Raw genomic sequence first — 21,478 nt, 5'->3', positions numbered from 1 at the left:
ACGACGGCGGCAGGACGCCGGTCAGTGGGTGGGCTTGACCAGCGGGAACAGGATGGTCTCGCGGATGTTCTTGCCGGTGAAGGCCATGATCATCCGGTCGATGCCCGCGCCCATGCCCCCCGTGGGCGGCATCGCGTACTCGAGGGCCTGCAGGAAGTCCTCGTCCAGCTGCATCGCCTCGAAGTCGCCCCCGGCGGCCAGGAGGGACTGCTCCACCAGGCGGCGGCGCTGCTCGATCGGGTCGATCAGCTCGGAGTAGGCCGTGCCCAGCTCCGTGCCGAAGCCGATCAGGTCCCACTTCTCGGTCAGCAGCGGGTTGTCCCGGTGCTGACGGGTCAGCGGCGAGGTCTCCAGCGGGTAGTCCATGACGAACGTGGGCTGGACGAGCGTGTGCTCCACCAGGGCCTCGAAGATTTCCTGCACCAGCTTGCCCGGACCCCACTTCGGGTCCCAGTGGATCTCGCGCCGGTCGGCGATCTTGCGGAGCTCCTCCAGGCCGGTCGCGGTGGTGATCTCCTCGCCCACGGCCTCCGACACCGCGCCGTACAGGGTGATGCGCGGCCACCGGGCGATCCCGAGGTCGACCTCCACCCCGTCGTGGACGACCACCGTGGTGTCCAGGGCCGCCACCACGGCCTTCTGGTACATCCGCTGGGTCAGGTCGGCCATGTCGTTGTAGTCGAGGTAGGTGCCGTACGCCTCGAGCATCGTGAACTCGGGATTGTGCGTGGAGTCGGCGCCTTCGTTGCGGAAGTTGCGGTTGATCTCGAAGACCTTCTCGATGCCCCCGACCACGAGCCGCTTGAGGTAGAGCTCGATCGCGATGCGAAGGTAGAGCTCCATGTCGTAGGCGTTGATGTGGGTCTTGAAGGGCCGGGCCGTCGCGCCGCCGTGGATGGGCTGCAGCATGGGCGTCTCGACCTCGAGGTAGCCCTCCTCGTGCCAGAAGTCGCGCACCGCGCGCACCGTGGCGCTGCGCAGGCGGGCCATCTTCCGCGACTCGTCGTTGACGATGAGGTCGACGTAGCGCTGGCGGACGCGCGCCTCCGGGTCGGTGAGCCCGACGTGCTTCTCCGGCAGCGGACGCAGGCACTTGGCGGTGATCTGCCAGCTGTCGGCGAGGATGGACAGCTCGCCGCGCCGCGAGGTGATGACCTCGCCGGTCACGCCCACGTGGTCGCCCAGGTCGACGTCGCGCTTCCACGCGGCCAGCGAGTCCTCGCCCACCTTGTCGAGCGAGATCATGACCTGGAGGTCGGCGCCGCCGTCGCGGAGCGTGGCGAAGCAGAGCTTGCCGCCCACGCGGTTGAGCATGACGCGCCCCGCGACCGCGACCGTGTCGCCGGTGGCGGTGTCGGGCTCCAGGCCCTGGTATTTCTCCCGGACCTCGGCGTTGGTGGCCGTACGGGGGAAATTCACCGGGTAAGGGTCGACGCCTTCGCTGCGAAGGCGGTCGAGCTTCTCCCTCCGGATGCGCATCTGCTCGGGAAGTTCGTCGCTCACAAGAACAAAGGGTAGGGGATATGGCGACCTGCAAGGGTTCGTCGGCACGCTGCAGGACCGCTGCAAGAGCCCTCTTCTATCAATGTCTCACGAGCTCAGGGGGGAACCGGTAGGGAGCCGGTCCAAGGGGAGCTCAAGGAGAGAAGATGTTGAAGAAGATCGCGACAGGCTTCCTCGCCGTCGCCGCCACCAGCGCTCTGGCCCTGTCGCTGCCTTCCGCCGCCAACGCCGCCACGGCCGGCGCCCCGAACCACGACGACGACTACTCCGACTACTGGAGCCCCGTCTACTCCAAGAACGGCCTGGCGAAGTCGCAGGGCTGGATCGGCGTCAGCTGGGACGAGGACGGCGAGTCGAACGAGGTCACCGTCAAGGGCCGGCTCTACGACCTGGACAACCGCGACGAGGACGAGGGCGGCAAGTGCGCATTCGTGAAGTTCGAGGCCAGCGACTTCGACCACGACTGGTCGCCGGTCTTCTCCAAGAAGTACTGCGGCTTCCCCGGCTACAAGAAGTTCACCTTCTCGGAGAACGACGTCTTCAGCGTGCGGGTGAAGGTCTGCCAGATCGGCCAGTACAGCAACTACCCCACGAAGTGCAGCCCCTGGGACTACATCTACACCGCCGAGAGCGAGTGACGAGTCGTCCCCGGACGTGCGAGCGGCCTCCCACCCGGGCGGGAGGCCGCTTTTTTCTGTCGGGGCTCAGGCCGTGTTCCGCTTGTAGATCAGGCGCAGGCCCATGAGCGTCAGCCACGGCTCGTGCACGTCGATGGAGCGTGACTCGCCCACCACCAGTGCCGCGTGCCCGCCCGTGGCCACCACCGTCACCTCGTCGGGGTCGTCGGCCAGCTCGGCCGCCATCCGCTCCACGATCCCGTCCACCTGGCCCGCGAAGCCGTAGATGATGCCGGCCTGCAGGGCCTCCACGGTGTTCTTGGCGATCACCGAGCGCGGCCTGACCAGCTCCACCTTGTGCAGCTGGGCCCCGGCGGCGGCCAGCGCGTCGACCGAGATCTCGATGCCGGGCGCGGTCACCGCGCCGACGTACTCGCCCTTGGCCGACACCGCGTCGAACGAGGTCGCGGTGCCGAAGTCGACGATGACGCAGGGGCCGCCGTACTGCTCGATGGCCGCCAGCGCGTTCACGATGCGGTCGCTGCCGACCTCTTTGGGGTTGTCCATGCGTACGGGCACCCCGGTGCGGATGCCCGGCTCCACGATCACCGCCGTCACGTCGCCGTAGTAGCGGCGGCACATCTCACGCATCTCGTTGAGCACGCTCGGAACGGTCGAACAGATGGCGATGCCGTCAATGTCGGCCCCCTTGAGCAGCGGCGACTGCGCCAGCAGCCCCTGGAGGACGACGGCGATCTCGTCGGCGGTGCGGCGGGCGTCGGTGGCCAGCCGCCAATGCTCGATGACGTCCTCGCCCTCGAACAGCCCGAGCACGGTGTGCGTGTTGCCGACGTCGATCGTGAGCAGCATCAATTACCCCCGCAGATCCAATGCGATGTCCAGAGCCGGCGCAGAGTGCGTCAGCGCTCCCACCGCCAGATAGTCAACGCCAGTTTCGGCCACGCGACGAGCCGATTCCAAGGTCAATCCCCCGCTGGCTTCGAGCGCAACCCTGTTCCCTGCCCGATTTTTCACGACATGTACGGCGCGGTCCGTGTCCTCGATCGTGAAGTTGTCCAGCAGGATCTCCTCGGCTCCCTCGTCCAATACGGCCTCCAGTTGATCGAGCCGGTCGATCTCCACCTCGATCGGCAGGTCGGGGTAGCGCTCCCTGACCGCCCTGAACGCCTCGGCCACCCCACCGGCCGCCACGACGTGGTTGTCCTTGATCAGCGCCGCGTCCGACAGCGACATCCGGTGGTTCACGCCGCCGCCGCAGCGCACCGCGTACTTCTCCAGCGCCCGCAGCCCCGGCAGCGTCTTGCGGCTGTCCCGCACGCGCGCCGCCGTGCCGCTGATCGCCTCCACCCACCTGCCGGTCAGCGTGGCCACCCCGGACAGGTGCGTGAGCAGGTTGAGCGCGGTGCGCTCGGCCGTCAGCAGGGCCCGTACCGGCCCCTCGACCGTCATCAGCACGTCTCCGGCCCGCACCCGCTCGCCGTCCTTGGCCCTTCTCTCGGTACGGGCGGCGCCCAGCCGGACGAACACCGCCTCCGCGACCGCCAGCCCGGCCACGACGCCGTCCTTGCGGGCCACCACGTCGGCCACCGAGCGCTGCTCGGCCGGGATCGTGGCCAGGCTCGTCACGTCGCCGGCCTCCTGCAGGTCCTCGGCCAGCGCCCGGTCGATCAGCGCGTCCACCTCGGCCGGGTCCAGCCCGGCGGCGGTCAGCTCCTGCGCCAGGCGCGGCGGAATCGCGTCGCCGTGGGGCGTGTACGTCATGCGGGGGCCCTCCTCGGTCAGGGTCACGTCCAGGTGGCCCAGCCATTCGTTGTCGTCACGGGTGCCGTAGTCCTCGCGCCAGTGCGAGCCGCGGGTCTCGAGCCTGGCCGCCGCCGCGCCGGTGAGCACGGTGGCGACGGTGAGCAGGTTGGTGGCCTCCCAGGACTCGGTGCAGGCGGGCACCTCGACCGGCGTCCAGCGGGCGTCGCGCAGGGCCCTGGCCGTGGCCAGCAGCGACTCGCGGCTGCGCAGCACGCTCGCCCCGGTGCTCATGTGCGCCTGGATCCTGGGCCTGACCCTCGGGTCCACCAGGCCGGAGGCGGCGCCGCTCTCGACCGGCTCGCCCGGCGCGGGGCGTACCGCCTGGATGTCCTCGGCGATGCGCTCGGCGAAGACGAGCCCTTCGAGCAGGGAGTTGGAGGCCAGCCGGTTGGCGCCGTGCACGCCGGTGCAGGCCACCTCGCCGCACGCGTACAGGCCCTCGATCGAGGTACGGCCGCGCAGGTCCGTCATGACGCCGCCGCTCGCGTAATGGGCGGCCGGGGCCACGGGGATCGGCTCGGTGGCCGGGTCGATGCCGTGCTCGCGGCAGACGGCGTAGATCGTGGGGAAGCGGGTCTCCCACTTCTCGCGGCCGAAGTGGCGGCCGTCGAGGTACATGTGGTCGCGGCCCGTCTCGCGTATCCTGCGCATGATCGCCTTGGCCACGATGTCGCGCGGCGCCAGGTCGGCCAGCTCGTGCGCGCCCTGCATGAACCTGACACCCTCGTGGTCGACCAGGTACGCGCCCTCGCCCCTGACCGCCTCCGAGATCAGCGGCTGCTGGCCCGTCGAGCCCTCGCCGAGCCACAGCACGGTCGGGTGGAACTGGACGAACTCGATGTCGCGCACCACGGCCCCGGCCCGCAACGCGAGCGCGACCCCGTCGCCGGTGGAGACGGCGGGGTTGGTGGTGGCCGAGTAGACCTGGCCCATGCCGCCGGTGGCCAGCACCACCGCCCTGGCGCGCACCGCACCCACCCCGTCACGGGCACCCTCGCCCATGACGTGCAGCGTCACTCCCCTGGCCCGGCCCCGCGCGTCCTTGAGCAGGTCGAGCACCAGCGCGTGCTCGATCACCTCGATCTCCGCGGCGCGCACGGCCTCGACGAGCGCCCGCTGCACCTCGGCGCCCGTGGCGTCGCCGCCCGCGTGCACGATCCGGTCGCGCCTGTGCCCACCTTCCCTGGTGAGCTGGAGCTCCCCGTCGGGGGTGCGGTCGAAACGGGCGCCGCGGCCGATGAGCCGCCGCAGCGCGCCGGGCCCCTCCGTGACGAGCGTGCGCACCGCCCGCACGTCGCACAGCCCGACGCCGGCGATCAACGTGTCGTTCAGGTGCTCGTCAGGGGTGTCGCGGGGGTCGAGCACGGCCGCGATGCCGCCCTGGGCCCACCGGGTGGAGCCCGCCGACAGCACGTCCTTGGTGACGACCAGCACCTTGGCGGACGGCTCCAGCTCCGCGTGGCGCAGCGCCACGGTCAGGCCCGCGACGCCGGAGCCGATGACGACCACGTCCGCCTCGACGGTCCAACCGGCCGCGGGCGCGGTCAGCCGCAGGGGAATCGCCGGTGCACTCATCAGGGGTCTCCTCACTGAGGGATTTCGTCAATATGACGATAACGCCTCGTGCGGAGTGAGATGTCAGCGGCCCTCTGTTTTCCGGATGAACGCCTCATACTCGGCGAACGGCTCCAGCCCCACGGCCGCGCGACGCTCGTCGAGCAGGCCGGGGTCCTCGATCGGCATGGGCTCCAGGCCGCCGACGCCGTCGTGGAACTGCGTCCCGTAGAGCTGGGGACGGCCCGAGCGGACGCGTACCCGATCCTCCAGGTACGCGAAGTCGCGCGGCGAGGCCTCCTCGCGCTCGACCGCGTCGGCCATCGCCTCGTGGAAGACCCGCTGCGCCCGGCGGGAGGTGGCGTGCTGGGCCAGCAGCCAGGCCGCCCGCGCGGCCCGGTGCCCGACCTGCGAGACCAGCGGCCAGCCGCGGGTGGCGACCACAGAGTAGAGCCAGGCGGTGTTTCCCCCGTCGAGCTTCTGCAGCCGCGCCAGCTGCCGGTCGTCGGGAAAACCCTTGGCCGGGTCGCGCATCGCCTGGTCAATCTCCATGCGCCGGAGCAACTCGTCCCGCAGCTCCTCGTCGGTCATGACCCGACGGTAAACCGCCTCAGGCGGGATTCAAGGTGAGGGTGACGTTGTCGATCAACCGGGTGGTGCCCACCGTGGCGGCGACCGCGAGCACGGCCATCCCCGCGTACGACTCGTCCACCTCGGCGAACGTCGCCGGATCGACCAGCGCCAGATAGTCGGTCGTGAGCCGGGGCCCGGCCGCGTCGAGCACCTCCTGGGCCACCGTACGGACCCGGGCCGGGGTGAGCTCGGCCGCGCCCGCCCGCAGCGCGCGGGAGAGCGCCAGCGCCACCTGGCGGTCGTCGTCGGACAGGTAGCGGTTGCGGCTCGACAGGGCCAGGCCGTCGGGCTCGCGTACGGTCGGCGCCCCCAGGATCTCGATGGGCAGGTCGAGGTCGGCGACCATGCGGCGGATGAGGGCGAGCTGCTGGGCGTCCTTCTGCCCGAAGACCGCCAGGTCGGGCTGGACCAGGTTGAACAGCTTGAGCACGACCGTCAGCACGCCGTCGAAGTGGCCGGGCCGGAAGGCGCCCTCGACGATCGAGCCCATGTGGCCCGCCGAGACGCTCACCTGGCGGTCGGACGCGTACATCTCCGCGGCGTCCGGATGGAAGACGACGTCCACGCCCTCGGCCCGGCACACGTCCAGGTCGGCGTCGAATGTACGGGGATAGCGTGAAAAATCCTCGCTTGGGCCGAATTGCAGGGGGTTGACGAAGACGCTGACCACGACCTGATCGGCGCGGACGCGGGCCTGCCTGATCAGCGACCTGTGCCCCTCGTGCAGCGCACCCATGGTGGGCACCAGAGCCACCTCACCACCCCGGCGTGCCTTGACCAGGTCTTCCCTGCCCCTGGCAACGATCAGCTCCATAAAACGCCCCTTAATCGCACCGTCAGGTCCATATATTGCCCCCCAGCGCGTCGAGGAGCCGCTCCGCCTCCTCCGGTTTGAGCAGCCCCGCGGCCAGCGCGCGGTCGGCCGTGAGGCGGGCCAGCGCGATGTAGGCGTCCGCCGCCTCGGGCGCCGCCAGGATCAGCGCGTCCACATGCCTGCGCACGGTGCCGGCGTCGCCGCGGACGACCGGGCCGGTCAGCCCCGTGATGCCCAGCCGCAGCACGTTGTCGAGCGCGGCCCCGAGCAGCGGGCCCAGCATCCGCCCCGGGTGCTCGACGCCGATGCGCCCCAGCAGCTCCTGCGACTCGGCGATGAGGGTGACCATGTGGTTGGCGGCCCCGGCCAGCGCCGCGTGGTAGAGCGCGCGGTCGGCGTCGGCGATCCAGACCGGCTCGCCGCCCATCTCGATCACCAGGGCCTCGGCGATCGGCCGCAGCACGTCGGGGGCGGTCACGCCGTACGAGATGCCGGTGAGCTTGTTGAGGTCGTCGTCCCTGCCCGTGAAGGTCATCACCGGGTGCAGCGCGAGCGGCAGCGCGCCGGCCTTGGCCGCCGGCTCCAGCACGGACAGCCCGTACGCCCCGCTGGTGTGCACCAGCAGCTTGCCGTGGAGGTCGGCACCCGTCGTGGCCAGCCCGTTGACGAGGTCGGGCAGCGCGTCGTCGGGCACGGTGAGCAGGATGAGCTGGGCCTGCGCGACCACCTCGTCGGGCCTGGACGGCTTGACGCCGAGCCGGTCGGCCGCCCATCGCTGTGAATTGTCCGAAACGCCGCTCGCGGCCGCGATCCGGTGGCCCGCCTGAGCCAGTGCGGCACCGAGGGCCGAGCCGACCTTGCCCGCCCCGAGTACGCCGACAGTCAGCCGTGCCGGGCGATCCCCTGCGTCCATGACGTCACACCCCTGTCGACCTGCTGATGAGAAGCCTGCCGGGCGGACTGCCGCCCTGGCCTCAACCAGGCACGGCGAGCTGGACTCCGGTCCGACGAGCAGGCTTCTGTTGTGGCACTGCCGACCAGCGTAACGGCCTCTCAAGGGCTGCGGACTGTCGGGCGCGTCTCGCGACTCGCCCGAGGGCTCCTACATGACCGCGGTTTTGCCGCCCGTTGAGTTAACGACAAAAGCGACAAGGGCATACAAAACGTGCACCCCCTGTCGGAAGAGATGAGGAGAGGGGTTTCATCGCATGGCAGCGGGCGCCGAGTCCCCTCATCCAGGACCCGACGCCCGCAGGATGTGACCTCTTGGAGGTGCGACCGGCCGGCCGCTCGCCGACCGACCAGCCGGAGTCGGAGCCCGGGCCGGACGAGTGCCGGCCCGGGCTCTCTCTTCTTTCAGTGGTGGCTCGGCACGTAGGCGGTGGCGCCGCCCTGGCAGCCGGCGAACGCGGCGCCGATGACGGCCACGGCGTTGCCACAGATGTTGATCGGGATCGCGATCGGAAGGTGCAGCTGGTTGCCGCCGAGCACACTGCCGTTGCCGCTGGTCGTGTCGGCGTGCGCCGGGGCCGCGAGCGACAGCATGGCGACGGCTCCTGTGACGACCATGACCTTCTTCAGCACGAGGGCTCCTCTCGGTTTCGCGGCCTGGGGCCGCTGGTGCTTGCTCGGGAGCGGTCGGTCACGCCAAATAGGGGTGACGCAACGCGCACGCTCGATGACATTAGGTAAACGTACCGCAAGTCGGCGACAATGAGTAGCCAAACGATGGCGATGCGTGTCACCCGAAAGTCATGAGATAGTCCTGACATGTGGCTCACCTGGCGCGCCGCAATGGAGCGCGCGCTGTACGGCGAGGAGGGCTTCTACCTTCGCGAACGCCCTTCAGGCCACTTCCGGACCTCGGTCAGCGCCTCCCCGGCGTTCGCCGACGCGGTGCTGGCGTTGCTGTCGGAGGTGGACGCCGAGCTCGGCAGTCCTGACGTGCTCGACCTGGTCGACATCGGCGCGGGCGAGGGCACGCTGGTCGCCCAGGTGCTGGAGGCCGCCGAGCCCGCGCTGCGCGACCGGCTCCGCGTCACCGCCGTCGACCTCTCCCCCAGGCCGGACGGCCTGCCCGAGCGGATCGCCTGGCGGCGGAGCGTGCCCACCGGCATCACGGGCCTGGCCATCGCCAACGAGTGGCTCGACAACGTGCCGCTCGACGTGGTGGAACAGACCTCCGCCGGGCCACGCCTCATCATGGTGAACGTCCACACGGGCGAGGAGCGCCTCGGCGGGCCGCCGCGACCGGACGACTGCGCCTGGCTCGACCGGTGGTGGCCGCTGACCCGGGTGGGCTCGCGCGCGGAGATCGGCCGCCCCCGCGACGAGGCGTGGGCCTCCGTCCTGGGACGCCTCACAAGGGGCCGAGCGATTGCCGTGGATTATGCACACCCTGTGGATAACCGGCCGCTCTGTGGCACGTTGACCGGTTACCGCGACGGCGCGGTCGTTGCCCCGATCCCCGATGGGACCTGCGATATCACGGCTCATGTCGCGCTTGACGCGTGCGCCGAGGCCGGGCGCCAGGCCGGCGCGATATCCACAGCCTTGTCCACACAGCGCGACGCGCTGAGGGCTTTGGGGATCACCGGCACCAGGCCCCCGATCGACCTGGCCCGCACCGAGCCGCGCACCTACATCCGGGCGCTGGCCAGGGCGTCGGAGGAGGGTGAGCTGATCGACCCGGCGGGGCTCGGCGGGTTCGGCTGGCTCAGCCAGCGGCGGTGACCTCCAGCGACCGCAGCCCCCTGATGATGTAGCCGGGCTTCCAGCTCGGCTCCTCCCGCAGTTCGAGCTTGGCCGCCCGGTCCAGGAGAGCGCCGTACGACTCGATGAGCTCGATGCGGGCCAGCGGCGCGCCCAGGCAGAAGTGGATCCCGGCCCCGAACGAGATGTGCGGATTGTCGGCCCGCCCCACGTCGAGCCGGTCCGGGTCCTCGAAGACCGCCGGGTCGCGGTTGGCGGAGCCGAACAGCAGCGCCACCTCCGACCCGCGCGGGATCTCCACCCCGTGCACCTCGATGTCCTCCAGCACCCAGCGTTCGAACATCTGCAGCGGCGTGTCCCAGCGCATCACCTCCTCGACGGCCGTGGGCAGCAGCGAGCGGTCCTCGCGCAGCCGGGCCAGTTCGGAGGGGTTGCGGAACAGGGACCACCAGCCGTTGCCCGTCACGTTCACGGTGGCCTCGTGACCGGCGTTGAGCAGCAGCACGCACGTGCCGACCAGCTCGTCCTCGGTCAGCTCGTCGATCTGCGCCAGGGCACTGATCAGGTCGTCGCCGGGAGCCCGGCGGCGCTCCGCGGCCAGGGTCTTGAGGTAGTCGGCGAACTCCGACGCCGCCCGTACCGCCGTGTGCTGGGCCTCAAGGCTCGGGTTCAGCTCGTACATGCCGCAGATCTCCGCCGACCAGGGGCGCAGCAGGTGGCGGTCGGCGTGGGGGATGCCGAGCATCTCCGCGATCACCGTCACCGGGAGCGGCTCGGCTACCTCGGCGAGCAGGTCGCCGCCGCCCTTCTCCACGAACGCGTCCACCAGGCCCGCGGCGATGGCGCGCACCCGGGGACGCAGCGACTCGACCATGCGCGGCGTGAACGCCTTGGAGACCAGCCGGCGCAGCCTGGTGTGCACCGGCGGCTCCACGTCGAGCATGCCCGCCCTGATCACCCGCCAGAACGGCTCCTGGAACTCCGGCTCCGCCGGCCTCCCGAACTCCTCGTTGGTGGCTACGTGGAGGTGGGACCGCCCCAGGCGGCGGTCCCTGAGCAGGGCGTTCACGTCGGCATGACGTGAGATCAGCCACTGGTTCGTCGGCTCGAAGTAGCTGACCGGCGCCTCGCGCCTCAGCTCGTCGTACACCCGGTACGGGTGCGCCACGAAATCCGGATCCCAAGGGTCAAATCGCACTATTTCATCTTAAGGAGTGGGGTCCTCCTGTGGCGCCGTCCGCTTGCTCCGCATGCGGATGTTCAGCAGCTCGACGACGAGCGAGAACGCCATCGCGAAGTAGATGTAGCCCTTGGGGATGTGCTGGCCGAAGCCCTCGGCGATGAGCACCACGCCGATCAGCACGAGGAACGACAGCGCCAGCATCTTGATGCTCGGGTGCCGGTCCACGAACCTGCTGATCGGCCCCGAGGCGAACAGCATCACCAGCACCGCCACCACGACCGCCGCGATCATCACGCCGAGCGTGTCGACCATGCCGACGGCGGTGATGACGGAGTCGAGCGAGAACACGATGTCCAGCACCATGATCTGGATGATCACCGAGGCGAAGGAGGCGGCCGCGGCCTTCTTGCCGTCCTTGCCCACGGGGCCGTCCATGCTGTGGCCGATCTCGGTGACGCTCTTGCCCAGCAGGAACAGTCCGCCGAGCAGCAGGATCAGGTCGCGTCCCGATATTTCGTGACCGAAGACGGCGAACAGCGGCTCGGTGAGCTGCACCACCCACGACAGGGCAAGCAGCAGGAGCAACCGGGTGATCAGCGCCGCGCCCAGACCCAGCACCCGGGCTCTGTCCCGTTGTTCGGGAGGTAGTTTCCCGGCCAGGATGGAGATGAAGATGATGTTGTCGATCCCCAGCACGATCTCCAGGGCGACCAGGGTGAAGAAACCGATCCAGATCTGCGGGTCGGTTACCCAGTCCAACATTTACGCACCTCCATGACACATGAGCGGGATTTCCGGTAGCAACGAGTCAGCCGCCGAATAAGTTCACCGACTTGCGATCGATGGAGGGGATTGGGTTATAGTCTCCGCCGTAGGTCATGAGTGCCAGCGACAAGCCCCGGCTAGCTGGCCGGCAACCCTCGCGTCCGCGGCGGGGTGCCCCGGGTGAAGACCTGGTCCGTCACGAAGTGTGGCGGGCAAGCGCGGGCTCCGTGGCTGCTTCCAGGGGTCCGATGACCCTCATGGAGATGTGCCGTGTCCACGTTGACGATCTTCAGCTCCGTCCCCGCTCGCGCCGCCGAGGCCGAGGCCGTTCCGGTCGCCACGGGCAGGCCGATCCCCGCCGTGCTCGGGGCCGACCTCGAGGTGCCGGTCAAGGGCGGCCGGCTCGTCGGCTACGCCAACCTCGACTACGCCGCCAGCGCCCCCTGTCTCGAGCCGGTCAGCGCCGCCGTCACCGCCGCGCTCCCGGCCTACTCCAGCGTCCACCGGGGCGCGGGCTACGCCTCGCAGCTCACCACCGCCCGCTATGAGCAGGCCCGCCACACGGTCCGGGCGTTCGTCGGGGCCCGCCCGGACGACGCCGTGATCTTCACCCGCAACACCACCGACGCCACGAACCTCCTGGCCCGCTGCCTGCCCGCCGGCACCACCACCGTGGTCTTCGACACCGAGCACCACGCCTCTCTCCTCCCCTGGGAGAAGTCCGTACGGCTGGCGCCGCCCGCCTTTCCCGGCGAGGCGGTCCGCGCCGCCGACGCGGCCCTGGCCGGCATCGACGGCCCCAAGCTGCTCGTGGTCACCGCCGCCTCCAACGTCACCGGCGAGCTGTGGCCCATCGCCGCCCTGGCCCACGTCGCGCACCGGCACGGCGCCCGCATCCTGGTGGACGCCGCCCAGCTCGTACCGCACCGGCGGCTCAACCTGACCGCGCTCGACCTGGACTACGTGGCCTTCTCCGGGCACAAGCTGTACGCGCCGTTCGGCGCCGGGGTGCTGATCGGGCGGCGGGACTGGCTCGCGGACGGCGAGCCGTACCTCAAGGGCGGCGGCGCGGTGCGCTCCGTGGGCGACGACACCGAGTGGCACGACGACCCGGAGCCGCGCCACGAGGCGGGCACCCCGAACGTGCTGGGCGCCATCGCCCTGGCCGCCGCCTGCGACGCGCTGACGGCCACCGGCTGGACCGCGCTGGTGCGGGAGGAGGAGCGGCTGATCGCGCGCCTGCGGTCGGGGCTGGCCTCGATCGAGGGCGTACGGGAGCTGTCGCTGTGGGGGGACGACCACCCGCGCGTCGGCATCGTGTCGTTCACCGTGGCCGGCTACTCGGCCCGCGAGGTGGCCGAGTTGCTGTCCGGCGAGTACGGCATCGGGGTGCGCGACGGCAAGTTCTGCGCGCACCCGTTCGTCCGGCACCTGTTGGGTGAGGCCGACGGCGGATGTGAGGACGGCACCGCCTCCGCGGTGCGGGCCTCCATCGGCATCGGCTCCACGCAGGAGCACGTGGACCGGCTGGTCGAGGCCGTGCGGGACCTCGTGAATCGCTGAGTCGGCCGTCGGGTCGGCCGCTGAGCCGACTGCTGAGTGAGCCGCTAGACGGCGTCGGAGCGGTTCGGCGGCTTGCGGTGCGGCGGCGGCTCGTCGGAGACCAGGGCGTCGATGTCCCTCATGTCGTCGTCGTTGACCCCGCCGGCCCGGTGCTCGGTCGGCTGCCTGGGCACCCGAGGCGCCTCGGCGGGCGTCGTGAGGCCGGCGGGCCTGGTCGTGACGTTCGACGGCTCCGGACGCTGTGGCCGCGCGGCGCTTTCCTCCTCGGCGGCCCGGCGTTCCGAGCGCCGGCGGAACATCGCGGCGAAGATCCCGTCGATCCCGATCCGGCCGCCCCCCAGCGCCAGGAACAACAGGGCCAGTGCCCCGAGCGCGCCGGGCAGCTCCCAGCCGCCGGCGCTGGACAGCACCCCGTGCCCCGCGTGCACGTACGTGATGGCGCCCAGCATGTTGACCAGCAACAGCAGCCCCACCAGGCGCACCAGCAGGCCCAGGATCAGGAAAATACCGCCCGCCATCTCGACGACGATCGCGAACATGGCGGCGAGCTCCGGCATCGGGATCCCCATCCCCTTGAACGCCTGCCCCGTGGCCGCAAGACCGCCCTCCCACTTCTGCGCGCCGTGGACCAAGAAGATCACGCCGGTCACCACCCGTGCGATCAACGCCGCGACATCAAACACAACTCTCTTCATGGTGTTATCTCCCCCCGGTTCCTTGTATTCCTCCCCGTGTCCGAGTTAGGGATGCGTTTCCGTACCATTCCTTGACCCGGCCCCGCCCTGGCCCAGCAACCGGCGCGGTGGCAGCATTGCCATATGACGGAACGTGTGGTCGGGATCGGCGCGGGTGCGAAAGAGCTGGCCACCGAGGACATGATCCTCAACATCGGCCCGCAGCACCCGTCGACCCACGGGGTGCTCCGGCTCAGGCTGACGCTCGACGGCGAACGCATCACCGCCGCCGAGCCGATCATCGGCTACATGCACCGGGGCGCGGAGAAGCTGTTCGAGGTCCGCGACTACCGTCAGATCATCATGCTGGCCAACAGGCACGACTGGCTGTCGGGGTTCGCGAACGAACTGGGCGTGGTGCTGGCCGCCGAACGCCTGCTCGGCATGGAGCCCCCGGTCCGGGCCGTGTGGGCGCGCACGCTGCTGGCCGAGCTCAACCGGGTGCTCAACCACCTGATGTTCCTCGGCTCCTATCCGCTGGAGCTCGGCGCGATCACGCCGCTGTTCTACTCGTTCAACGAGCGCGAGCGCATCCAGGCGGTCATGGAGGAGATCTCCGGCGGCCGCATGCACTACATGTTCAACCGGGTCGGGGGCCTCAAGGAGGACCTGCCGCTCGGCTGGCTCGACCGGGTGTCGGAGGCCGTCGCGGAGACCCGCCGCCGCGTGCCCGACATCGAGAACCTCATCCTGCACAACGAGATCTTCATCGCCCGCACCAGGGGCGTCGGCGTGCTCTCCCGCGAGCAGATCACCCAGTACGGCGTCAGCGGCCCCATCGCCAGAGCCTCCGGCGTGGACTTCGACCTGCGCCGCGACGACCCGTACCTCGCCTACCCCGAGCTGCCCGTGCAGGTCGTCACGCGGCAGGCCGGCGACTGCCACTCCCGGTTCGAGGTGCTCTTCGCCCAGCTCAAGGTCTCGCTCGACCTGGCCGACGCCTGCGTCTCGCGGCTGCGCTCGCTGCCTCCCGGGCCGATCAACCAGCGCCTGCCGAAGGTGCTCAAGGTGCCGGAGGGCCACACGTACGCGTGGACCGAGAACCCTCTCGGCATCAACGGCTACTACCTGGTCTCCAAGGGAGACAAGACCCCGTGGCGGCTCAAGCTGCGCTCGGCCTCGTACAGCAACGTCCAGGTGCTGCGGGAGATGCTGCCCGGCCACCTGGTCGCCGACATGGTGGCCATCCTCGGCTCGATGTTCTTCGTCGTGGGTGACATCGACAAGTGAAAGTCGAGCGCGACAAGTACGTCGACTGGCTCCGCGCCCTGAGCCTCTGCGTCGTGGTGGTCTGGCACTGGGCGTTCACCATCCTGGAGTGGAAGCCGAGCGGCCCCGAGCCCACCAGCCCCCTGGGCTTCACCTCGGGGCTGTGGATCCTGACCTGGCTGCTGCAGGTGCTGCCGCTGTTCTTCTACGTCGGCGGCCACGTGCACCTGCTGTCCTGGGAGCGGGCCAAGGAACGCGGCGTCGGCATCGGCTCGTTCGTCTGGCGGCGCATCCGCGCGCTGGCCTTACCCGCCCTGTTCCTGTCCGGGGTGTGGATCGCCATCGGGGCGGTCGTGACGTACACGTTCCAGGTCGACTGGATGTGGCGGGTGGTGCTGCTGGTGCTCAGCCCGCTGTGGTTCCTGGGCGTCTACCTCGTCCTGATCGCGCTGCTGCCCGTGGCGCTCTGGCTGCACCGCCGCTACGACGTGCTGACGCTGATCTGGCTCGGCGGCGCGTCGCTGGTGGTGGACGTGGTGCGCTTCCGGTACGGGGTCGACTGGGTCGGCTGGCTCAACATGATCATCGTCTGGGGGCTCGCCCACCAGGCCGGGTTCTTCTACGACCGGATCGTCATCCTGCCCAGGCGCTATGACGTCGCGGTGCTCTGGACGGGGCTGTTCGCCCTGTTCGGCCTGGTCTACTCGGGCATCTACCCGGGTTCGATGGTGGGCGTGCCGGGCGACAAATGGTCGAACATGGCGCCGCCCACGTTCGTGATCGTCGCCCTGCTGCTGTTCCAGGTCGGGCTGGTGGAGGTGCTGCGGCCGTCGATGGAGCGGGTGCTGGAGCGTCCGGGCTGGCGCCGGGTGAACGAGTTCATCAACCGATACTCGCTGCCGCTCTTCCTCTTCCACACGACCGGGATGGCCATCGCGCTGGGCCTGTCGTGGTGGCTCTTCGGCAGCCTGGGCACCGAGATCCCGCCGGACCTGAAATGGTGGCTGGAGCGCCCGATCGCCATCCTCGGCCCGCTGATCTGCACCGCCCCGGTCATCTATCTTTTCGGCAGGCGCTCGTCTTAGTCCGGTTTGTGCTCGTCCTGGTCCTTGGGGATCCGGCAGGCGTGCTCCAGGTAGAGGGCGGCGCAGATCAGCGCCACGCAGGCCACGAACGACCCCGCCGCGACGAAGAACTCCGCCCGCGGCGTCTCCCGGTCCAGGATCTGCACCGTGTAGAGCCCGAACCCGGCGAACAACCCGCCGAACACCGCCCCCGCGTACGCCGACGCCTTGGCCAGCGCGGCCAGCCGGGCCACCGACAGCGGCTCCACCGGCTTGGTGCCCGGCTTCCTGGCGATCCTGGCCTTGGTCACCCAGGCGCTGTAACCCTCGCCGATGGCCAGCAGCAGCACGGTCGGGATCGCCGTCCACGGCATCAGGGGCAGGTCTGAATAGAAGGGCCTGACCGCCGCCCACGCGATCAGCGCGACAACAGCGATGATGCCGACCAGGCGGCCCGGATGAGTGGGCTTCAATCGGGCCTCTGCAGCTTCAGGTCGTCACGCAGGCGTACCCCCTGCTGGTCGATGCCCGCCAGCAGCTCCGCCACCCGGCCGCGCCCGGGCACCACCGCGTCGGGGTCGGCCTTCGCCCACGGCACGAGCACGAACGCGCGCTCGTGAGCGAGCGGATGCGGCAGCGTCAGCTCCGGCTCGTCGCAGATCGTGTCGCCCACCACGATCAGGTCGACGTCGAGCGTGCGTGGACCCCAGCGCTCGGCGCGCACCCGCCCGAAGGCGTTCTCCACGCTCTGTGCCCGCTCCAGGAGCGTGCGCGGCTGCAGGGTGGTCTCCGCGATCACGATCGCGTTGAGATACGGCTTCTGTCCCGGCGGACCGCCCACAGGGTCGGTCTCGTAGACCGGCGACGCCTGGACAAACTCCAGCCCGGGGGCGTCGAACAGGGTGTCCACGGCGCCTTGCAACGTCTGGAACCGGGGCCCCAGATTGCTGCCGAGAGCGAGGACGACTTTCATACGCGGCTCCGCTCAATGGTCACGACCACGTCGTCGAACGGCAGCGGGATGGGCGCCGCCGGTTTGTGCACGCTCACCTCGACCCTACGCACCAGCTCACTGGCCAGGCACACGTCGGCCAGCCGCTGCGCGAGCGTCTCTATCAACGCGACCGGCTCGCCCTCCACGACCTTGACCAGCGCCTCGGCCAGCTCTCCGTAATGGACGGTCTTGGTGAGGTCGTCGCCGGCCGCGGCCGGCGCGGTGTCGAGGAACAACGTCGCGTCCACGACGAACTCCTGCCCGAGCTCCCGCTCGGCAGGGAGCACGCCGTGCCTCCCCCTGGCCCGCAGGCCCTTGAGAGCGATGCGATCAGGGCTCAAGCTCGCCTTCCTCCTCCTCGTCGTCATCTCCCTGGAGCACCGGCGAACCGTGGTGCATCCACAGCCGCCAGCCCTGCGAGGTGCGGATGTAGACGTTGCTGGCCACCACCTTGCCCGCGGCGAAGCTGGACTCACCCTCCTCGCCGGCGGTGAGGATGTTCTCGACGCAGGTGAGCACGGCCACATCGCCCAGCACGGTCGTGTCGACGTCGGTCAGCACGAACTGGATGTAGGTGGTGTTGGCCATGATCAGGGCCCACGACCGCAGCACCTCGGACCGGCCGCTGAGCAGGGTCCAGCCCGGGTGCACGCAGCTCACCTGGTCGTCGGCGGTGTCCTCGGCCCAGATCTCGGTCATCTTGTCGAGATCCGCGTTCTCGATCGCGGCGTAGAACTCCTGGTTGATCGTCTCGATCGCGACGGTGTCGACGCTCATGTGTTGGCTCCGGCTCTCTTCCATGCGGCTGCCACGCGTACGGCATCGGCGTTGGGACCCACCTCGTGGACGCGTACGCACCAGGCGCCCGCCTGGGCGGCCAGTGCGGTCACGGCCAGCGTCGCGGCGTCGCTGCGGCTGAACGGCCGGGGTGTGCCGTCAGGACCTGCCAGCAGGCGCCCGAGGAAGCGCTTGCGCGACGCTCCGATGAGCAATGGGTAGCCGAGCTCGGCCAGCTGGGGGATCCCGGCCAGCAGTGCCCAGTTGTGCTCGGCGTTCTTGGCGAAGCCCAGGCCGGGGTCGAGCACGATCTGCTGCTCCGTGACGCCTTCGGCCAGGACCAGGTCGACCCGCTTGCCGAGCTCCTCGCGGACCTCGGTGACCACGTCGGCGTAGACCGCGCGGTTGTCCATGTCATGACTGTGGCCGCGCCAGTGCATCACGACGTACGGGACGCCGGTCGCGGCCACCACGCGCGGCATCTCCGGGTCGGCGAGACCACCGCTCACGTCGTTGACCAGCCGCGCCCCCGCCTCGACCGCGGCCTTGGCCACCTCGGCCCGCATCGTGTCGACGCTGACCGCCACTCCCTCGGCGTGGAGTGCCCTGATCACGGGGACGACCCTGGCCAGCTCCTCCTCCAGGGACACCCTGGCCGCGCCCGGACGGGTGGACTCGCCGCCCACGTCGACCAGGTCGGCCCCCTCCTGAACCAGCTCAAGGCCATGCTGGATGGCGGCCGCCTCGTCGAACCACAGGCCGCCGTCGGAGAACGAATCTGGGGTCACATTGACCACACCCATGACGAGGCACCGATCCGCACCTCCCGGCACGCTGATGGGCACGCTAGTCATGGGCCAAGCCTAGGCGCTCCCCCACACATGTTGACATCGTGGGTCCCCGTTCGGTCATCAACGACCCAGGATCAGCGCCATCGCCTCAGATCGGGTCTTGTCGCTCGTGCGGAAATCGCCGCGAACCGCCGAGGTGACGGTCTTGGCGCCCGGTTTGCGTACGCCGCGCATCGTCATGCACAGATGCTCGGCCTCGACCACCACGATGACTCCGCGCGGCTCCAGAACCCGCATGAGAGCGTCGGCGATCTGGGACGTCATGCGCTCCTGGACCTGGGGGCGGCGGGCGAACACGTCGACCAGCCGGGCCAGCTTCGACAGGCCCGTCACCTGGCCGCGGTCGTTGGGGATGTAGCCCACGTGGGCCACACCGTGGAACGGGACCAGGTGGTGCTCGCAGGTCGAGTAGACCTCGATGTCCCGGACGAGCACCATCTCGTCGTGATCGACGTCGAAGACCTTGGTCAGGACGTCTTCGGGCTTCTGGCCGAGCCCCGAATACTGCTCGGCCATGGCGCGGGCGACCCGGGCCGGCGTGTCGAGGAGGCCGTCGCGGTCGGGATCCTCGCCGATGGCGTAGAGGATCTCGCGTACGGCCTTCTCGATCCGGCCCAGGTCAACGTCGTACTGAGTCACACACTGTCCCCGGACGGGAGGGCGTCCTGGTGGCCCGCGGTGAGCGAGCCGTTGGCCGACTGCTCCTTGGGGGTCAGGATCGGCGGACGGTCGGAGGGGAGCCGCTTGCCGTAGCCCGCGTAGGACGGGCGGTGTGCCCTGACCACGACCGAGGCGAAGATCTCCAGCACCTGCTCGCGGGAGAGCGTCTCCTTCTCCATGAGCTCGAGCACCAGGTTGTCGAGCACGTCGCGGTATTCGACCAGGATGTCCCACGCCTGGTCGTGCGCCGTCTCGATCATCCGGCGGACCTCCTCGTCGATCGTGGAGGCGATCTTCTCGGAGTAGTCGCGCTCGTGGCCCATCTCGCGGCCCAGGAACACCTCGGCCTGGCCGGTGCCGAACTTACGGGCGCCGAGCTGCTCGCTCATGCCGTACTCGGTCACCATGCGGCGGGCGACCGCCGTGGCCTTCTCGATGTCGTTGGAGGCGCCGGTGGTGGGCTCGTGGAAGACGAGCTCCTCCGCCGCGCGGCCGCCGAGCAGCATCGCGAGCTGGTCCATCATCTCCGACCTGGTGGCCAGGAACTTGTCCTCCATCGGCAGCGTCATCGTGTAACCGAGGGCGCGGCCGCGGGACAGGATCGTGATCTTGTGGACCGGGTCGGAGTTGGGCAGCGCGTGCGCCACCAGCGCGTGACCGCCCTCGTGGTAGGCGATCATCTTCTTTTCCTTGTCGGACATGACCCGCGACTTGCGCTCGGGCCCTGCCATGACGCGGTCGATCGACTCCTCGAGAACGTCCATCGTGATCAGCTTCTGGTCGGCCCGCGCGGTGAGCAGGGCGGCCTCGTTGATCACGTTGGCCAGGTCGGCGCCGGTGAACCCGGGGGTGCGGCGCGCGATGACGTCGAGGTCGACGTTGGGGGCGAACGGCTTGCCGCGGCCGTGGACCTTGAGGATGCCCTTGCGGCCCTCGAGGTCGGGGCGGTCGACGGTGACCTGCCGGTCGAAACGGCCCGGGCGCAGCAGCGCCGGGTCGAGGATGTCGGGCCGGTTGGTCGCGGCGATGAGGATCACGCCGCCCTTGACGTCGAAGCCGTCCATCTCGACGAGCAGCTGGTTGAGCGTCTGCTCGCGCTCGTCGTGACCGCCGCCCAGGCCGGCGCCGCGGTGGCGGCCGACGGCGTCGATCTCGTCGATGAAGATGATCGCCGGGGCGTTGGCCTTCGCCTGCTCGAACAGGTCGCGCACCCGCGAGGCGCCGACACCGACGAACATCTCGACGAAGTCGGAACCGGAGATCGAGTAGAACGGCACGCCGGCCTCGCCGGCCACGGCACGGGCCAGCAGGGTCTTACCGGTGCCGGGCGGGCCGTACAGCAGCACGCCCTTGGGGATCTTGGCGCCGATCGCCTGGAACTTGGCCGGGGCCTGCAGGAACTCCTTGATCTCCTGGAGCTCCTCGATGGCCTCGTCGGCGCCTGCGACGTCGGCGAAAGTCGTCTTGGGGGTGTCTTTGGTGATGAGCTTGGCCTTCGACTTGCCGAAGTTCATCACCCGGGAGCCGCCGCCCTGCATCTGGTTCATGATGAACAGGAAGATCAGCACGATGAAGACGATCGGCAGGAAGCTCACCAGGATGCTGACCAGGAAGTTCTCCTGAGGCACCTCGGTGGTGAAGCTCTTGGTCTTGCCGGCCTCGTACTGAGCCTGGAGTTCGTCGGTCAGCTTGCTGCCGTAACCGGTGACCCAGTTGGACTGGATCAGCTTCGTCGGGGCATCGCCGGCCTTGACCGTGATGGGGTTGGTCAGCGTCACCTCGATCCGGTTGTCCTTGTCGACAATCTTGGCGTTGCTGACGTTTCCGGCGCGAATCTGCTGGAGAACCAGGGACGTGTCTGCCTGCTTGTAATTACCGCCGCCACTCCAAAGCTGAGTGACGAGTAGGAGCAGCACGACGATGCCCAGGATCCACAGCAGTGGCCCACGTGTAAATCGCTTGAGATCCATCCGATGCGGAACCCCTTGCGGGCCCGTCCCTTCCTGACCATGGCCTGGAAC

At 69.6% G+C, this 21,478-nt stretch carries 22 protein-coding genes and 1 riboswitch; of the genes, 5 read left to right on the top strand and 17 right to left on the bottom strand.

Annotation, left to right across the window (positions count from 1 at the left end):
• Positions 1 to 21: 21 nt before the first annotated feature.
• Positions 22 to 1,503 carry a bifunctional lysylphosphatidylglycerol synthetase/lysine--tRNA ligase LysX gene (lysX, locus tag ACWDRB_RS25190; RefSeq protein ID WP_449897342.1) on the bottom strand — a complete coding sequence of 494 codons (1,482 nt, stop codon included), beginning with the start codon at positions 1,501 to 1,503 and terminating at the stop codon, positions 22 to 24.
• Between the two features lie 146 nt (positions 1,504 to 1,649).
• Here lysX and ACWDRB_RS25185 point away from each other — a divergent pair, with 146 nt between their 5' ends.
• Complete coding sequence (locus ACWDRB_RS25185) at positions 1,650 to 2,141, top strand: hypothetical protein (RefSeq protein WP_449897340.1); 492 nt, start codon at positions 1,650 to 1,652, stop codon at positions 2,139 to 2,141.
• 66 nt (positions 2,142 to 2,207) lie between these two features.
• Here ACWDRB_RS25185 and ACWDRB_RS25180 read toward each other — a convergent pair whose 3' ends face one another.
• The 6 genes from ACWDRB_RS25180 to ACWDRB_RS25155 form a co-directional block, all read right to left on the bottom strand.
• Positions 2,208 to 2,990: a type III pantothenate kinase gene (locus ACWDRB_RS25180; protein ID WP_355193566.1), complete on the bottom strand. Its 783-nt coding sequence runs from the start codon at positions 2,988 to 2,990 to the stop codon at positions 2,208 to 2,210.
• A gap of 3 nt (positions 2,991 to 2,993) precedes the next feature.
• A complete protein-coding gene (locus ACWDRB_RS25175) occupies positions 2,994 to 5,519 on the bottom strand; it encodes an L-aspartate oxidase (RefSeq protein ID WP_449897337.1) in 2,526 nt (841 codons plus the stop codon).
• A gap of 63 nt (positions 5,520 to 5,582) precedes the next feature.
• A complete protein-coding gene (locus ACWDRB_RS25170; RefSeq protein ID WP_449897335.1) occupies positions 5,583 to 6,089 on the bottom strand; it encodes a DUF6624 domain-containing protein in 507 nt (168 codons plus the stop codon).
• Between the two features lie 19 nt (positions 6,090 to 6,108).
• A complete protein-coding gene (panC, locus tag ACWDRB_RS25165; RefSeq protein ID WP_449897333.1) occupies positions 6,109 to 6,945 on the bottom strand; it encodes a pantoate--beta-alanine ligase in 837 nt (278 codons plus the stop codon).
• A gap of 22 nt (positions 6,946 to 6,967) precedes the next feature.
• On the bottom strand, positions 6,968 to 7,858 hold the full coding sequence (locus tag ACWDRB_RS25160; RefSeq protein WP_350723753.1) for a Rossmann-like and DUF2520 domain-containing protein: 891 nt from the start codon (positions 7,856 to 7,858) through the stop codon (positions 6,968 to 6,970).
• Between the two features lie 443 nt (positions 7,859 to 8,301).
• A complete protein-coding gene (locus ACWDRB_RS25155; RefSeq protein WP_350723755.1) occupies positions 8,302 to 8,529 on the bottom strand; it encodes a chaplin family protein in 228 nt (75 codons plus the stop codon).
• A gap of 186 nt (positions 8,530 to 8,715) precedes the next feature.
• On the opposite strand from ACWDRB_RS25155, the gene ACWDRB_RS25150 reads away from it, so the two are divergent.
• On the top strand, positions 8,716 to 9,678 hold the full coding sequence (locus tag ACWDRB_RS25150; RefSeq protein WP_449897330.1) for an SAM-dependent methyltransferase: 963 nt from the start codon (positions 8,716 to 8,718) through the stop codon (positions 9,676 to 9,678).
• On the opposite strand, the gene ACWDRB_RS25145 is transcribed toward ACWDRB_RS25150, so the two are convergent.
• Complete coding sequence (locus ACWDRB_RS25145; protein ID WP_350723759.1) at positions 9,662 to 10,855, bottom strand: cytochrome P450; 1,194 nt, start codon at positions 10,853 to 10,855, stop codon at positions 9,662 to 9,664. The genes ACWDRB_RS25150 and ACWDRB_RS25145 overlap by 17 nt on opposite strands.
• A gap of 9 nt (positions 10,856 to 10,864) precedes the next feature.
• Positions 10,865 to 11,602, bottom strand: a complete 738-nt coding sequence (locus ACWDRB_RS25140) for a TerC family protein (RefSeq protein ID WP_449897327.1) — start codon at positions 11,600 to 11,602, stop codon at positions 10,865 to 10,867.
• 112 nt (positions 11,603 to 11,714) lie between these two features.
• Positions 11,715 to 11,830: riboswitch (SAM riboswitch) on the top strand.
• 45 nt (positions 11,831 to 11,875) lie between these two features.
• On the opposite strand from ACWDRB_RS25140, the gene ACWDRB_RS25135 reads away from it, so the two are divergent.
• The gene (locus ACWDRB_RS25135) at positions 11,876 to 13,168 is read left to right on the top strand and encodes an aminotransferase class V-fold PLP-dependent enzyme (protein ID WP_449897325.1); all 1,293 of its coding nucleotides are present in this window, start codon (positions 11,876 to 11,878) and stop codon (positions 13,166 to 13,168) included.
• A gap of 44 nt (positions 13,169 to 13,212) precedes the next feature.
• Here ACWDRB_RS25135 and ACWDRB_RS25130 read toward each other — a convergent pair whose 3' ends face one another.
• Complete coding sequence (locus tag ACWDRB_RS25130) at positions 13,213 to 13,863, bottom strand: DoxX family protein (RefSeq protein ID WP_449897323.1); 651 nt, start codon at positions 13,861 to 13,863, stop codon at positions 13,213 to 13,215.
• Between the two features lie 123 nt (positions 13,864 to 13,986).
• Here ACWDRB_RS25130 and ACWDRB_RS25125 point away from each other — a divergent pair, with 123 nt between their 5' ends.
• Positions 13,987 to 15,132: an NADH-quinone oxidoreductase subunit D gene (locus ACWDRB_RS25125; protein WP_449897321.1), complete on the top strand. Its 1,146-nt coding sequence runs from the start codon at positions 13,987 to 13,989 to the stop codon at positions 15,130 to 15,132.
• A complete protein-coding gene (locus ACWDRB_RS25120; protein ID WP_350723763.1) occupies positions 15,129 to 16,196 on the top strand; it encodes an acyltransferase family protein in 1,068 nt (355 codons plus the stop codon). The genes ACWDRB_RS25125 and ACWDRB_RS25120 overlap by 4 nt, the downstream gene beginning before the upstream one ends.
• Here the strand turns inward: ACWDRB_RS25120 and ACWDRB_RS25115 are convergent.
• Genes ACWDRB_RS25115 through ftsH form a run of 7 tightly spaced genes read right to left on the bottom strand, consistent with a single transcriptional unit; the run spans position 16,193 to position 21,427 of the window.
• On the bottom strand, positions 16,193 to 16,648 hold the full coding sequence (locus ACWDRB_RS25115) for a DUF3180 domain-containing protein (RefSeq protein WP_350723765.1): 456 nt from the start codon (positions 16,646 to 16,648) through the stop codon (positions 16,193 to 16,195). The genes ACWDRB_RS25120 and ACWDRB_RS25115 overlap by 4 nt on opposite strands.
• Positions 16,645 to 17,148 carry a 2-amino-4-hydroxy-6-hydroxymethyldihydropteridine diphosphokinase gene (gene folK, locus ACWDRB_RS25110; protein WP_350723766.1) on the bottom strand — a complete coding sequence of 168 codons (504 nt, stop codon included), beginning with the start codon at positions 17,146 to 17,148 and terminating at the stop codon, positions 16,645 to 16,647. The genes ACWDRB_RS25115 and folK overlap by 4 nt, the downstream gene beginning before the upstream one ends.
• Positions 17,145 to 17,537: a dihydroneopterin aldolase gene (gene folB / locus ACWDRB_RS25105; protein WP_350723768.1), complete on the bottom strand. Its 393-nt coding sequence runs from the start codon at positions 17,535 to 17,537 to the stop codon at positions 17,145 to 17,147. Before folB ends, folK begins: the two co-directional genes overlap by 4 nt.
• Complete coding sequence (locus tag ACWDRB_RS25100; RefSeq protein ID WP_364245492.1) at positions 17,500 to 17,946, bottom strand: nuclear transport factor 2 family protein; 447 nt, start codon at positions 17,944 to 17,946, stop codon at positions 17,500 to 17,502. Before ACWDRB_RS25100 ends, folB begins: the two co-directional genes overlap by 38 nt.
• Complete coding sequence (folP, locus tag ACWDRB_RS25095) at positions 17,943 to 18,800, bottom strand: dihydropteroate synthase (protein ID WP_350723772.1); 858 nt, start codon at positions 18,798 to 18,800, stop codon at positions 17,943 to 17,945. The genes ACWDRB_RS25100 and folP overlap by 4 nt, the downstream gene beginning before the upstream one ends.
• Before the next feature lie 57 nt (positions 18,801 to 18,857).
• Complete coding sequence (folE, locus tag ACWDRB_RS25090; RefSeq protein WP_192788835.1) at positions 18,858 to 19,436, bottom strand: GTP cyclohydrolase I FolE; 579 nt, start codon at positions 19,434 to 19,436, stop codon at positions 18,858 to 18,860.
• Positions 19,433 to 21,427, bottom strand: coding sequence for an ATP-dependent zinc metalloprotease FtsH (gene ftsH, locus ACWDRB_RS25085; RefSeq protein WP_350723774.1), 1,995 nt, complete (start codon positions 21,425 to 21,427; stop codon positions 19,433 to 19,435). The genes folE and ftsH overlap by 4 nt, the downstream gene beginning before the upstream one ends.
• Between the last annotated feature and the right edge of the window lie 51 nt (positions 21,428 to 21,478).

It is taken from the genome of Nonomuraea sp. NPDC003707 (assembly GCF_053587055.1).
Note: the sequence above shows the minus strand (reverse complement) of the source record. Positions and strands in the feature narration are given on the sequence as shown.